9 protein-coding genes are annotated in these 14282 nt (G+C 71.7%); 7 read left to right on the forward strand and 2 right to left on the reverse strand.

Annotation, left to right across the window (positions count from 1 at the left end; genetic code table 11):
* Nucleotides 1-55: 55 nt before the first annotated feature.
* Nucleotides 56-1525 (reverse strand): cytosine permease, encoded by a 1470-nt coding sequence (locus tag AC3IYI_RS28740; RefSeq protein WP_489406421.1) that lies wholly within the window; start codon nt 1523-1525, stop codon nt 56-58.
* A 322-nt stretch (nt 1526-1847) separates the two neighbouring features.
* On the opposite strand from AC3IYI_RS28740, the gene ftsY reads away from it, so the two are divergent.
* Nucleotides 1848-3068: a signal recognition particle-docking protein FtsY gene (gene ftsY, locus AC3IYI_RS28745; protein WP_489406422.1), complete on the forward strand. Its 1221-nt coding sequence runs from the start codon at nt 1848-1850 to the stop codon at nt 3066-3068.
* A 66-nt stretch (nt 3069-3134) separates the two neighbouring features.
* Here the strand turns inward: ftsY and AC3IYI_RS28750 are convergent, their stop codons facing one another.
* A complete protein-coding gene (locus AC3IYI_RS28750; protein ID WP_489406423.1) occupies nt 3135-3806 on the reverse strand; it encodes a bifunctional DNA primase/polymerase in 672 nt (223 codons plus the stop codon).
* Nucleotides 3807-4234: 428 nt separating this feature from the next.
* On the opposite strand from AC3IYI_RS28750, the gene nsdA reads away from it, so the two are divergent.
* From nsdA to ftsH, 6 genes are all read left to right on the forward strand, one after another.
* Nucleotides 4235-5740, forward strand: a complete 1506-nt coding sequence (nsdA, locus tag AC3IYI_RS28755; RefSeq protein ID WP_489411710.1) for a transcriptional repressor NsdA — start codon at nt 4235-4237, stop codon at nt 5738-5740.
* Nucleotides 5741-6129: 389 nt separating this feature from the next.
* A complete protein-coding gene (locus AC3IYI_RS28760) occupies nt 6130-7476 on the forward strand; it encodes an ammonium transporter (protein ID WP_489406424.1) in 1347 nt (448 codons plus the stop codon).
* Entirely contained in the window at nt 7473-7811 is a 339-nt protein-coding gene (locus AC3IYI_RS28765; protein WP_112451060.1) for a P-II family nitrogen regulator, read from the forward strand. Before AC3IYI_RS28760 ends, AC3IYI_RS28765 begins: the two co-directional genes overlap by 4 nt.
* A 51-nt stretch (nt 7812-7862) precedes the next feature.
* Entirely contained in the window at nt 7863-10289 is a 2427-nt protein-coding gene (locus AC3IYI_RS28770; RefSeq protein ID WP_489406425.1) for a [protein-PII] uridylyltransferase, read from the forward strand.
* 295 nt (nt 10290-10584) lie between these two features.
* On the forward strand, nt 10585-12159 hold the full coding sequence (gene ffh, locus AC3IYI_RS28775; protein WP_489406426.1) for a signal recognition particle protein: 1575 nt from the start codon (nt 10585-10587) through the stop codon (nt 12157-12159).
* A gap of 250 nt (nt 12160-12409) precedes the next feature.
* A complete protein-coding gene (gene ftsH / locus AC3IYI_RS28780; protein ID WP_489411711.1) occupies nt 12410-14239 on the forward strand; it encodes an ATP-dependent zinc metalloprotease FtsH in 1830 nt (609 codons plus the stop codon).
* Nucleotides 14240-14282: the final 43 nt, after the last annotated feature.

Below are 14282 nucleotides of genomic sequence, written 5' to 3' on the forward strand. Positions count from 1 at the left end.
CCCCCTTCGCCGGAGGTGGGTGGGCGGGCGAAGGGGGACGTTAGCTGACGTGGCGTCAGTTGGACAGGGATCCGGCGGGGACCGGCTCGTCCGCCGGTGCCGGGGCCGCCGGGACGGCCTCCGGAGCCGCCGCGGCCTTCGGCGCCGCCGGGGTGCGCGGCAAGGCCGCGTACAGCACGGCCGAGGTGACGATGCCCGCCGCCCAGCCCAGGCCGTTCTGCCCGATCCAGGTGGTGGCGAGCGGGCCGGCGAACCAGTCGACCTTCGTGAACAGCAGGCCCACCACCAGGGCCAGGCCCCAGGCGGTCATGGCCTGCCAGGCGAAACCGCCCCGGTACCAGTAGGCACTGCTCCGCGTGGTGTCCAGCAGGGCGGCACTGTCGTAGGAGGTGCGGCGCAGCATGTCCACGCCGAAGACGCCGATCCACGCGGAGAAGGCCACGGCCAGCAGGGTCAGGAAGGAGATGAACGAACCGAAGAAGCTGGTCGCGACCACCATCAGCAGGAAGCCGAAGACCAGGCTGATGACGGCGTTGACGCTGACCGCCGCCGCGCGCGGGACCTTGATGCCGAGGGTCTGGGCGGTGAAGCCCGCCGAGTACATGGACATCGAGTTGATGAGCAGCATGCCGACGAGCGCGATCAGCAGGTACGGGACCGCGATCCAGGTCGGCAGCAGTTCGCCGATGAAGGACACCGGGTCCTGCGCGGTGGCCAGGTCGGGGGTGGCGACGGCCATCACCGCGCCCATGAGGACCATCGGGATCACCACGACGGCCGCGCCGCCGATGGTCGCGCCGACCATGCCCCTGGCGGAGGCGGTACGGGGCAGGTAACGGGTGAAGTCCGGGCCCGAGGGGACCCAGCTGATGCCGCCGGCCGCGATGGTGCCGATGCCCGCGATCATCATCGCGGTGGAGCCGGCGGGCTTGGCGAAGACGGCCGACCAGTCGGTCTCGGCGATCAGGTACCCCAGCACGAGCACGCTGAAGGCGCCGAAGAGGTACGTGGACCACTTGGAGCAGACGCGCAGCGCGTTGATGCCGAGGCCGGAGACCAGGAAGGTGCAGCCGACGAAGAAGAGCAGGGTGACGACGATCAGCGCGGTGTTCTTCTTGATGCCGAAGACCAGGTCGAGGACGGTCAGGACGGCGTAGGCGCCGCTGACCGCGTTGATGGTTTCCCAGCCCCAGCGGGCGACCCAGATCAGGGCGCCGGGGAAGAGGTTGCCGCGCTGGCCGAAGACGGCCCGGGAGAGCGCCATGCCGGGGGAGCCGCCGCGCTTGCCCGCGATGGATATGAGTCCGACGATGCCGTAGGAGACGACGGGCGCGGCGATCGCGACGACGAGCACCTGCCAGATGTTCAGCTTGTTGAAGATGACGAGACCGGCGCCCATGGTCAGCAGCAGCACGCTGATGTTGGCGGCGACCCAGGTCGGGACGAGCTCGCGGACCCGCCCACGGCGCTCGGCGTCCGGGACGGGCTCCAGGCCGCGCGACTCGACGGCGGTCTCGGCAGACATAGGTGTACTCCGTGGGGGAGGCGGGGGCGTGATGGGGGTTGCTCATCATCGTAGATTTGCCGCAAAAACCACAAATAGAGGCTTACTGCCCTGTGTGATGCCCAGGAGTCATGGGTTGTCGCGGTCCACTGCATGGGCCGCGACAACCTATGGGCGCTCAGCGCCGACCGCGCCCGTATCCGATACTGGGCCCGTTGTGACTCCGCCCGAAGGGCTTCTCGCCGACACGCGGCCGAGCGACGGACCAGCCCGGCCCGCGGGGTGCAAAGCCCCGCCTGGAGAACGAGGTGCCGTCGGCCAGGTCACGCATACTGGACAGGTTATGGAAATCCTGATCCTTGTCGTAGTCATCGCCCTGGTCGCGGTCGGCGCGATCAGCGGGCTCGTGGTCAGCAGCCGCAAGAAGAAGCAGCTGCCCCCCACGGCCCCGTCGAGCACGCCGACCATCACTGCCCCGCCCGCCGAACCGCAGGTGGGGGAGGACGCCGCACCGACGGCGGAAGAGCCGCGCCGCACGATCGAAGAGGTCGTGCTGCCCGAGGCCGAGGCCGAGGCCCCGGTCGCGGAGCCCGAAGCCCCCGTCGCCGAGGTTCCGGCCACGCCCGAGATCGAGGTGCCCGAGCCCACCGCCGGCCGCCTGGTCCGGCTGCGCGCCCGCCTCGCCCGGTCGCAGAACACGCTCGGCAAGGGGCTGCTCACGCTGCTCTCCCGCGAGCACCTCGACGAGGACACCTGGGAGGAGATCGAGGAGACCCTCCTCATCGCCGACGTCGGTGTCGCGCCGACCCAGGAACTGGTGGACCGGCTCCGCGAGCGGGTCAAGGTGCTCGGCACCCGCACCCCCGCCGATCTGCGCGCCCTGCTGAAGGAGGAGCTGGTCACGCTCCTCGGCACCGACTTCGACCGCGCCGTGAAGACCGAGAGCGGCGTGGACACCCCCGCCGTCGTGATGGTCGTCGGCGTGAACGGCACCGGCAAGACCACCACCACCGGCAAGCTCGCCCGGGTGCTCGTCGCCGACGGCCGCAGCGTCGTGCTCGGCGCGGCGGACACCTTCCGCGCCGCCGCCGCCGACCAGCTCCAGACCTGGGGCGATCGGGTCGGCGCGCGCACCGTACGCGGCCCCGAGGGCGGCGACCCGGCCTCGATCGCCTACGACGCGGTCAAGGAGGGCATCGCCGAGGGCGCCGACGTGGTGCTCATCGACACGGCGGGCCGGCTGCACACCAAGACCGGCCTGATGGACGAGCTCGGCAAGGTCAAGCGCGTCGTGGAGAAGCACGGCCCGCTCGACGAGATCCTGCTGGTCCTGGACGCCACCACCGGGCAGAACGGCCTGACCCAGGCCCGTGTCTTCGCGGAGGTCGTGGACATCACCGGCATCGTGCTGACCAAGCTCGACGGGACGGCCAAGGGCGGCATCGTCATCGCCGTCCAGCGCGAGCTCGGCGTCCCGGTCAAGCTCATCGGCCTCGGTGAGGGCGCGGACGACCTGGCGCCCTTCGAGCCGGAGGCCTTCGTCGACGCCCTGATCGGCGACTGAACGCCCCGACGCTCCTACGCCGGCCAGTGCCCCCGAGGTCCCAGGGACCCGGGGGCACTGCCATATCTAGGAGCGGCGCAGCCGGTGGCAGAGGTAGGCGAGGGTGCCCAGCAGGAGGCGGGCCTGCGGGGGGTCCCCGGCCGAGTCCAGAGCCGGCGGGCGCATCCAGCTCACCGGGCCGAGGCCCGCGAAGTCCGAGGGCGGGGCGGTGACGTAGGAGCCCTGGCCCAGCGCGCGCAGATCGAGACCGGCGTCGTCCCAGCCCATCCGGTACAGCAGCTGCGGCAGCCCGGCGGCCGCCCCCGGGGCGACGAAGAACTGGGCCCGGCCGTCAGGGGTCGCGGTCACCGGGCCGAGCGGCAGGCCCATCCGCTCCAGCCGGACCAGCGCCCGCCGCCCCGCTTCCTGGGCGACCTCGATGACGTCGAAGGTGCGGCCGACGGGGAGCAGCATCGCGGCTCCCGGGTACCCGCTCCAGGTCTCCGTGACCTCGTCGAGGGTGGCGCCGGCCGGGACCGTCGGAGCGAGGGCCAGCGGATGCGCCCCCGGCGCGCCACAACTCGTATGACCGCAGGAGCAGTCGCGGGCGGGCCCCGCCGCCCGGGCGCCGGGGACGACGTCCCAGCCCCAGAGTCCGGTGTACTCCGCCACCGCCGTGCACTCCGACGTCCGGCCGCGGCGCCGAGCGCCGGAACGGAACTCCTTGGTGCCGTGGCTGCCGCCGATCGTGAAGCCCATGCCCATGCCCCCTCCAACGGGTCGGACGTGCCGGTGGTTACGACATCGGCTGGTTGGGGCGTCGGCTGCCCGGATGCCCGGCGCACTCCTCGCCGCGCGCGCCCCGGCGCACTCCTGTCCATCCGATCGGTCCCGCCTTCGTGTCAAGTGAATCGCGCCTGGCGGGTGGCGAGTTCATTCGAAGGGGTGGCGAATGGTGGCGTTTCCGGGATCGACCTCGCCGAAGGGGTGATCGTAGGATTACTTTCGGTGCATGAAGCGCGGAGGAAGACGTGTTCGCGGGTATGCCGGAGGCAAGGCGTGAAGGACCTGTGAAGACCGTTTCCCGACTGGGTTTCGTGTTGAAGAGGCTGACGGATGGGGGCGTTCCAGTGAGCGGCAACGGCGCAAGCGGAACGGGTGCGGAGTCCGACGTGTCGTCCGCCGGGATGCCCGACCGGGACTCGGAGCGGGATTCCGCCCAGGACTCCCCGCAGGACGCCACCGTCCGCAACGAACAGCTGACGTCCTGGTTCGTCCGCAGCGGCTGGTCCAAGGGCGAGCTCGCCCGCCAGGTCAACCGTCGCGCCCGCCAGATGGGCGCCCACCACATCAGCACCGACACCTCACGGGTCCGCCGCTGGCTCGACGGCGAACAGCCCCGCGAGCCCGTCCCGCGGATCCTGTCCGAGCTGTTCTCCGAGCGCTTCGGCTCCGTCGTCGCCATCGAGCACCTCGGCCTGCGCACCGCCCACCAGACCCCCTCCGTCTCCGGCGTCGACCTGCCCTGGGCCGGCCCGCAGACCATCGAGCTGCTCGGCGAGTTCTCCCGCAGCGACCTGATGCTGGCCCGCCGCGGCTTCCTCGGGACCTCGCTCGCCCTGTCCGCCGGCCCCGCCCTCATCGAGCCCATGCAGCGCTGGCTCGTACCGGTTCCGGCCGCCGACCCGGGACCCCGGGAGGCGGGGCCGACGGGCGCCCTGAGCGGCCACCGGCCGCCCCGGCTCTCCGAGCCCGAGGTGGACCTCCTCGAAGCCACCACCGTGATGTTCCGCCAGTGGGACGCCCAGTGCGGCGGCGGACTGCGCCGCAAGGCCGTCGTCGGCCAGCTCCACGAGGTCACCGACCTGCTCCAGGAGAACCACCCTGCACCGGTCATGAAGCGGCTCTTCAAGGTCGCCGCCGAACTCGCCGAACTCGCCGGCTGGATGAGCTACGACATCGGCCTGCACCCCACCGCGCAGAAGTACTTCGTCCTCGCGCTGCACGCCGCGAAGGAGGGCGGGGACAAGCCGCTGGGCTCGTACATCCTCTCCAGCATGAGCCGCCAGATGATCCACCTGGGCCGCCCCGAGGACGCCCTGGAGCTCGTCCACCTGGCCCAGTACGGCAGCCGCGACTGCGCGGGGCCCCGTACCCAGGCCATGCTGTATGCGATGGAGGCCCGCGCCTACGCCAACATGGGCCAGCCCAGCCGCTGCAAGCGGGCCGTGCGGATGGCCGAGGACACCTTCTCCGACGTCGGCTTCGACTCCGAGCCCGAGCCCGACTGGATCCGCTTCTTCTCCGAGGCCGAGCTCAACGGCGAGAACTCCCACTCCTACCGGGACCTCGCCTACGTGGCCGGCCGCAGCCCCATGTACGCCTCCCTCGCTGAGCCGGTCATGGAGCGCGCCGTCGAGCTCTTCGAGAAGGACGAGGAGCACCAGCGCTCCTACGCCCTGAACCTCATCGGCATGGCCACCGTGCACCTGCTCCAGCGCGAGCCCGAGCAGGCCACGGTCCTCGTCGGCCGCGCCCTCGACGTGGCGGGAAAGGTGCGGTCCGAGCGGGTGAACACCCGGCTGCGCAAGACCGTCGACACCGCCGCGCGTGAGTACGGCGACGTCGCGGACGTGGTGCGGCTGACCGACCACCTCGCCTCCCGCCTCCCCGAGGCCGCGGAGGCCGTCTGACGGCCACCCGGCCGATCCCAAGGCCCCCGGCCGTGGCAGTCACCCCGTGAAGCCCGATCAGGCTCCCCCAGCCAGGTTCCCCGGGTCATCGCCGCGGCCGGGCTGTTCTTTGCCGCTAAACCGCGGCCGCTCTCGCGGAGGTGGTTGCTCGCCGTCGTGGTTGCTCAATTGATGGTTGCGGCTGTTCATCGGGCTGTAACAGGCCGGACGCCTTCGTCATCGGGGTGAAACACCCAGCGGCGCCGCCGGAAACCGGCCTGCGCGAATCTCAGGGCCAATAACCGGCCAGCCCCCCGGCCGGAACACCCTCAGGCCTGATTCACGAACCAGCGCCGCTCAGGTTTTCACGATCGCCCGCACGCGAACGTACCGACGACGAGGAGACGCCGATGGCATCAGCCATCACGACCCTCGCGGCAGACGCCCCCACGCTGTCTTCCGCGAACACCGGGTTCATGCTCATCTGCTCCGCCCTGGTCATGCTGATGACCCCGGGACTCGCCTTCTTCTACGGAGGCATGGTCCGCGTCAAGAGCAGCCTCAACATGCTGATGATGAGTTTCATCAGCCTCGGGATCGTCACGATCCTCTGGGTCCTCTACGGATTCAGCCTCGCCTTCGGCGCCGACTCCGGCTCGCTCATCGGCTGGACCTCCGACTACGTGGGACTCAGCGGCATCGGCATCACCGAGCTGTGGGACGGCTACACCATCCCCGTCTACGTCTTCGCCGTCTTCCAGCTGATGTTCGCGATCATCACCCCGGCGCTGATAAGCGGCGCCCTGGCCGACCGCGTCAAGTTCAGCGCGTGGGCACTCTTCATCACCCTCTGGGTCACGATCGTCTACTTCCCCGTCGCCCACTGGGTATGGGGCGCCGGCGGCTGGCTCTTCGAGCTCGGGGTCATCGACTTCGCCGGCGGCACCGCCGTCCACATCAACGCGGGCGCCGCGGCCCTCGGCGTGATCCTGGTCATCGGCAAGCGCGTCGGGTTCAAGAAGGACCCGATGCGCCCGCACAGCCTCCCGCTCGTGATGCTCGGTGCCGGCCTGCTGTGGTTCGGCTGGTTCGGCTTCAACGCGGGCTCCTGGCTCGGCAACGACGACGGCGTCGGCGCGGTCATGTTCGTCAACACGCAGGTCGCCACCGCCGCCGCCATGCTCGCCTGGCTCGGCTACGAGAAGCTGCGCCACGGCTCCTTCACCACCCTCGGCGCCGCCTCCGGCGCGGTCGCGGGCCTCGTCGCCATCACCCCCTCCGGCGGCGCCGTCTCCCCGCTCGGCGCGATCGCCATCGGCGTCATCGCCGGTGTCCTGTGCGCCATGGCCGTCGGCCTGAAGTACAAGTTCGGCTACGACGACTCCCTCGACGTCATCGGCGTCCACCTCGTCGGCGGTGTCCTCGGCTCCCTCCTCGTGGGTCTCTTCGCCACCGGCGGGGTCCAGTCCGACGTGGCCGGCCTCTTCTACGGCGGCGGCCTGGAGCAGCTCGGCAAGCAGGCGGTCGGAGTCTTCGCCGTCCTCGCCTACTCTCTCGTGGCATCCGCGGTACTCGCCTTCCTCCTCGACAAGACGATCGGGATGCGGGTCACCGAGGACGACGAGGTCTCCGGCATCGACCAGGTCGAGCACGCCGAGACCGCCTACGACTTCAGCGGAGCCGGCGGCGGCTCCTCCTCCCGGAGCACCGCCGCCCCCGCCCCTGTTGCCGCCGCGAGCAAGAAGGTTGACGCATGAAGCTCATCACCGCGATCGTGAAGCCGCACCGGCTGGACGAGATCAAGGAAGCCCTGCACCGCTTCGGAGTCCAGGGACTCACCGTCTCCGAGGCCAGCGGCTACGGCCGCCAGCGCGGACACACCGAGGTCTACCGGGGCGCCGAGTACACCGTGGACCTCGTACCGAAGATCCGCATAGAGGTGCTCGTCGAGGACGGCGACGCCGAAGACGTGATGCGGATCGTCGTGGACGCCGCCCAGACCGGCAAGATCGGTGACGGCAAGGTGTGGAGCATCCCCGTGGACTCGGTCATCCGGGTCCGCACCGGCGAACGTGGCGCTGACGCGCTGTAGGACGACCCGGCCCGACTGACCGGACAGGTCCTTAACGATGGGAACCCCTGGGTGACGAGTGTCGAAGAGACCACGGACGGCAACACCGCCGGCCAGGGACCCAGCGGGTACGCCGCGGCCCGGCTGCGACTCCTCCAGGAGGAGTCGCGGTCCGGGCCTTCCCGGCGTTCCGCCCTGGCGGCCCTGACCGACGACTGGCTGAAGGCGCTGTTCGCCACCGCCGTACGGGAGACGGGCGTGCGGGGCGCCGCGCTCGTGGCCGTCGGCGGCTACGGCCGCGCCGAACTCTCCCCGCGCAGCGACCTCGACCTGGTCCTGCTCCACGACGGCAAAGCCGAACCGCGGGCGCTGGCCACCCTGGCCGACCGGCTCTGGTACCCCGTCTGGGACCTCGGCGTCGCCCTCGACCACTCGGTGCGCACACCCGGCGAAGCCCGCAAAACAGCCGCCGAAGACCTCAAGGTGCACCTCGGACTGCTCGACGCCCGGCCCGTCGCCGGCGACGCCGGGCTCCTCGCGGGACTGCGCACCTCCGTCCTGGCGGACTGGCGCAACCACGCCGCCAAGCGGCTGCCGCAGCTGCACTCCCTGTGCCGCGAGCGTGCCGAGCGTGCCGGGGAGCTCCGCTTCCTGCTGGAACCCGACCTCAAGGAGGCCCGCGGGGGACTGCGCGACGTCACCGCGCTGCGGGCCGTCGCCGCGTCCTGGCTGGCCGACGCCCCGCGCGAGGGCCTCGCCGAAGCCCGGCGCCGGCTGCTCGACGCCCGGGACGCGCTGCACCTGGTGACCGGCCGCGCCACCGAGCGGCTCTCCCTCCAGGAACAGACCCCGGTCGCGGCGCAGCTCGGTCTGCTCGACGCCGACGCCCTGCTCAGGGAGGTGTACGAGGCCGCGCGGGTGGTCTCGTACGCCGGTGACGTGACCTGGCGCGAGGTCGGGCGCGTGCTCCGGGCGCGGTCCGCCCGGCCCCGGCTCCGCGGGCTGCTCGGCACCCGCAGCTCCGTACCGGAGCGGGCGCCGCTCGCCGAAGGCGTCGTCGAGTCCGACGGCGAGGCCGTACTGGCCCTGGCCGCGCGGCCCGACCGGGACCCGGTGCTGCCCCTGCGCTTCGGCGCGGCCGCCGCCCAGGCCGGACTGCCCGTCTCGCTGCACGCCGTACGCAGGCTCGCGGCGCAGGCGAAGCCGCTGCCGGTGCCCTGGCCGGCCGAGGCCCGGGAGCAGCTGCTGACCCTGCTGGGCGCGGGGGAGCCGACGGTGGCCGTGTGGGAGGCGCTGGAGGCCGAGGGGATCATCACGAAGCTGCTGCCCGACTGGGAGCGGGTGCGGTGCCGGCCGCAGCGCAACCCGGTGCACACCTGGACGGTGGACCGGCACCTCGTGGAGACGGCCGTCCGGGCCTCGGAGCTGACCCGCCGGGTGGGCCGCCCCGACCTCCTCCTGATGGCCGCGCTGCTGCACGACATCGGCAAGGGCTGGCCCGGCGACCACTCGGTGGCCGGCGAGACCATCGCGCGCGACATGGCGCTGAGGGTGGGCTTCGACGCGGAGGACGTCGCCGTGCTGGGCGTGCTCGTACGCCACCACCTGCTGCTGATCGACACCGCCACGCGGCGGGACCTGGACGACCCGGCGACGGTCAAGGCGGTCGCCGAGGCGGTCGGTTCGCCCGGCACGCTGGAGATCCTGCACGCGCTGACGGAGGCCGACGCGCTGGCCACCGGCCCGGCGGCGTGGAGCGCGTGGCGCGGCTCGCTCGTGGCCGACCTGGTCGCCCGGGTCGCCGCCGTGCTGCGCGGCGCACCCCCGGCCGTGACGGAGCTGGAGATCCCGACCACGGAGCAGGAGCGCCTGGCGGTGGAGGCGCTGCGCACCGGAGAGCCGGTGCTGGCCCTGCACGCCCGGCAGGAGGAGGACGCGGTCGGCGTGGAACTGGTCGTGGCCGTCCCCGACCAGCCGGGAGTACTGCCCGCGGTGGCCGGCGTACTGGCCCTGCACCGGCTCACCGTGCGGGCGGCCGACCTGCGCTCGATGGAGCTCCCGGACCAGCTGGGCGAGGTACTGGTCCTGCGCTGGCGGGTGGCGGCGGAGTACGGCTCCCTGCCGCAGGCCGCGCGGCTGCGCACCGATCTGGTGCGGGCCCTGGACGGCTCGCTGGACGTCCCGGCGAAGCTGGCGGACCGCGAAGCGGCGTACCCGCGCCGGCGCGGGGTGGTCCCGCCGCCGCCCCGGGTCACGGTGGTGCCGGAGGTCTCCTCGCTGGCCACGGTCCTGGAGGTGCGCGCCCCCGACGCGGTGGGGCTGCTGCACCGGATCGGGCGCGCGCTGGAGTCCTCCGGGGTCAGGGTCCGCAGCGCGCACGTGTCCACGCTCGGCGCGAATGCCGTGGACACGGTGTACGTGGTCGACGCCGACGGCAAACCCCTCGCCGGCCCGGCGGCGGCAGCCCTGGCGGGGGCGGTTCAGGCGGCGCTGGCCTAGCAAGGGGCGGCCGCTGCGCGGGGCCGTCCCCGACCCGCCCTTCCCCCGTTCCCCGGGCTCCGCCCGGACCCGGTCCTCAAACGCCGGACGGGCTGAAATGGCGCTCCGCGCCATCCAGCCCCCCGCCGGGGAAAATCCAGCCCCGCCGGCGTTTGAGGCGCGGGGTCCGGGACGGAGCCCCGGGGAACGGGGGAAGGGCGGGTAGGGGAATGCAGCCCGCAGGGCCAGGGGGGTGGCGCGGCCCGATACCCTGGGGACGACCACACGCCCCCTGACCCGAGGAATCGCGACCACCGTGTTCGATACGCTTTCCGACCGCCTCAGCGCGACCTTCAAGTCCCTCCGGGGCAAAGGCCGCCTCTCCGAGCAGGACATCGACGCTGCGGCGCGGGAAATCCGTATCGCCCTCCTCGAGGCCGACGTCGCCCTCCCCGTCGTCCGCTCCTTCATCGCGAACGTCAAGGAGCGCGCCCGCGGCGAAGAGGTCTCCAAGGCCCTGAACCCGGGCCAGCAGGTCCTCAAGATCGTCAACGACGAGCTGGTCTCGATCCTCGGCGGCGAGACCCGGCGGCTGCGCTTCGCCAAGACCGCGCCCACCGTGATCATGCTCGCGGGCCTCCAGGGTGCCGGTAAGACCACCCTCGCCGGAAAGCTCGGCCTTTGGCTGAAGGGGCAGGGTCACACCCCGATCCTCGTCGCCTGCGACCTCCAGCGCCCCAACGCCGTCAACCAGCTCTCGGTCGTGGCCGAGCGGGCCGGCGTGGCCGTCTACGCCCCCGCGCCGGGCAACGGCGTCGGCGACCCGGTCCAGGTCGCCAAGGACTCCATCGAGTACGCGCGCACCAAGCAGTACGACGTGGTCATCGTCGACACCGCCGGCCGCCTCGGCATCGACCAGGAGCTGATGCAGCAGGCCGCGGACATCCGCGACGCCGTCAGCCCGGACGAGATCCTCTTCGTCGTCGACGCGATGATCGGCCAGGACGCGGTCAACACCGCCGAGGCCTTCCGCGACGGCGTCGGCTTCGACGGCGTCGTGCTCTCCAAGCTCGACGGCGACGCCCGCGGCGGTGCGGCGCTCTCCATCGCCCACGTCACCGGCAAGCAGATCATCTTCGCCTCGAACGGCGAGAAGCTCGACGAGTTCGACGCCTTCCACCCGGACCGCATGGCGGGCCGGATCCTCGACATGGGTGACATGCTCACCCTGATCGAGCAGGCCGAGAAGACCTTCAGCCAGGCCGAAGCCGAGAAGATGGCGGCCAAGCTGCAGAAGGGCCCCAAGGAGTTCACGCTCGACGACTTCCTGTCCCAGATGGAGCAGGTCCGCAAGATGGGCTCCATCTCCAAGCTCCTCGGCATGCTCCCGGGCATGGGGCAGATCAAGGACCAGATCAACAACATCGACGAGCGCGACGTGGACCGCACCGCCGCGATCATCAAGTCGATGACCCCGGCCGAGCGCCAGGACCCGCACCTCATCAACGGCTCGCGCCGCGCCCGCATCGCCAAGGGCTCCGGCACCGAGGTCAGCGCCGTCAAGTCGCTGGTCGAGCGGTTCTTCGAGGCCCGCAAGATGATGTCCCGCATGGCCCAGGGCGGCGGCATGCCGGGCATGCCCGGCATCCCCGGGATGGGCGGCGGCCCCGGCCGGCAGAAGAAGCAGGTCAAGCAGGCCAAGGGCAAGCGCAAGAGCGGCAACCCGATGAAGCGCAAGGAAGAAGAGGCCGCGGCCGCCGCGCGCCGCGAGGCCGGTCCGGAGGCGATCGAGCCCGCAGCCGGCGGCAACCCGTTCGGCCTTCCCACCGGGGGTGCCCAGCCCGGCCAGGACTTCGACCTGCCGGACGAGTTCAAGAAGTTCATGAAGTAGCAGTTCGTGAAGTACCAGTTCGTGAAGTAGCAGTACGGAGCCACGCGAGCCCCGGCCGGACCACTCCGGCCGGGGCTTCGCCGTGTGGCCCGCCGCCAGGGGCGACAGTCCGGTTTGTCGCTTATGGTCGGCCGGGAGGACGGCAGAAGGAGGCCACGTGCCCAGCCCCACCCCCGTACCGCCCCGCGACCGGGCCGATACGCCCTGGCGCTCAGAAGGCGCACCCCCCGCCCCGCCGCCGAAGAAGCGGATGCCCGGCGGCTGGCGCGGCCTGATCCTCGTCGCCCTGATCGTCTACCTGATCACCAACCTGGTGCTGTCCTACTTCAACGAGGGCGACGAGCCGACCATCTCGTACACCGAGTTCAGCAAGCAGGTCGCGAACGGCAACGTCTCGAAGATCTACGCCAAGGGCGACGCCATCCAGGGCGAGCTGAAGACCGAACAGCCCAAGCCGGACGGGGACAAGGGCGACTACAAGAAGTTCGTCTCCCAGCGGCCCGCCTTCGCCGACGACGACCTGTGGGCCAACCTCACCAAGCAGAACGTCGTCGTCACCGCCTCCCCGGTCGTCGTGCAGCGCAGCTTCCTGGCCAACTTGCTGATCTCCCTGGCCCCGATGCTCCTGCTGGTCCTCCTGTGGGTGGTCATCGCCCGCCGGATGGGATCGGCGATGGGCGGCGGCATGGGCGGGCTCGGGCGCAAGACGCCGCCCAAGCCGGTCGAGCTGGAGGGCGCCAAGCGCACGACCTTCGAGGACGTGGCCGGCATCGACGAGGTCGAGGGCGAGCTCAACGACGTCGTGGACTTCCTCAAGAACCCGGACGAGTACCGCAAGATGGGCGCCCGCATGCCCGGAGGCGTCCTGCTCGCCGGGCCGCCCGGCACCGGCAAGACCCTGCTCGCGCGCGCCCTCGCGGGCGAGGCCGGGGTGCCGTTCTTCTCCGCCTCCGCCTCCGAGTTCATCGAGATGATCGTCGGCGTCGGCGCGTCCCGGGTACGCGAACTCTTCTCCGAGGCCCGGAAAGTGGCCCCCGCCATCGTCTTCATCGACGAGATCGACACCATCGGGCGGGTGCGCGGCGGCGGCGCGGCCATGGGCGGCCACGACGAGCGCGAGCAGACCCTGAACCAGATCCTCACCGAGATGGACGGCTTCTCCGGTTCCGAAGGCGTGGTCGTCCTCGCCGCGACCAACCGGGCCGACGTCCTGGACCCGGCGCTGACCCGGCCGGGCCGCTTCGACCGCACCGTCGTCGTCTCCCCGCCCGACAAGAGCGGCCGGGAAGCCATCCTCCGCATCCACACCAGGGACATCCCGCTCGCCGACGGCGTCGACCTCGCACAAGTGGCCCGTACGACGCCGGGCATGACCGGAGCCGAGTTGGCCAACCTCGCCAACGAGGCGGCCCTGCTCGCCGTGAAGCGCCAGCAGCAGGAGGTCACCCAGTCGGACCTCTCCGACGCGCTGGAAAAGGTCCAGCTCGGCGCGGAACGGCCGCTGGTCATGTCGGACGAGGACCGCCGCCGCACCGCGTACCACGAGGGCGGGCACGCCCTGCTGGGCATGCTCCAGCCCGGCGCCGACCCGGTCCGCAAGATCACCATCGTCCCGCGCGGCCGGGCGCTCGGCGTCACCCTCTCCACCCCGGACGCGGACCGGTACGCGTACACGGAGGAGTACCTGCGCGGCCGCATCATCGGGGCACTCGGGGGCATGGCGGCCGAGCACCTCGTCTACGACGTCATCACCACCGGCGCGGAGAACGACCTCGAACAGGTCACCAACATCGTCCGGGGCATGGTCGGCCGCTGGGGCATGAGCGAACGCATCGGCCGCCTCACCGCGATCCCCTCGGACGGACAGAGCCCCTACGGCCTCTCCGCGGCCCCCGCCACCCTCGACGCGGTGGACCACGAGATGCGCCGGATCGTCGACGAGTGCTACGAGAAGGCCTGCAGCCTCCTGCGCGAGAACCGCGACAAGCTGGACGCCCTCGCGGAGGCCCTGATGGCCAACGAAACCCTGGACGAAGCGGCCGCCTACGCCGCCGCGGGCATCGCACGGCTCCACAAGTGAGCGCCGTGCGGGGCCGGTGGGCGGCCCCGCACGGCGGCGGTCA

Source organism: Streptomyces sp. GL_148, from assembly GCF_057834205.1.

Coding starts and splice junctions, on each gene's coding strand:
- AC3IYI_RS28750 (WP_489406423.1), bottom strand. CDS start 3,806: ATGGGCTTCACGATCGGCGGCAGCCACGGCACCAAGGAGTTCCGTTCC.
- AC3IYI_RS28765 (WP_112451060.1), top strand. CDS start 7,473: ATGAAGCTCATCACCGCGATCGTGAAGCCGCACCGGCTGGACGAGATC.
- nsdA (WP_489411710.1), top strand. CDS start 4,235: ATGCCCGACCGGGACTCGGAGCGGGATTCCGCCCAGGACTCCCCGCAG.
- ftsY (WP_489406422.1), top strand. CDS start 1,848: ATGGAAATCCTGATCCTTGTCGTAGTCATCGCCCTGGTCGCGGTCGGC.
- AC3IYI_RS28740 (WP_489406421.1), bottom strand. CDS start 1,525: ATGTCTGCCGAGACCGCCGTCGAGTCGCGCGGCCTGGAGCCCGTCCCG.
- AC3IYI_RS28760 (WP_489406424.1), top strand. CDS start 6,130: ATGGCATCAGCCATCACGACCCTCGCGGCAGACGCCCCCACGCTGTCT.
- ftsH (WP_489411711.1), top strand. CDS start 12,410: ATGCCCGGCGGCTGGCGCGGCCTGATCCTCGTCGCCCTGATCGTCTAC.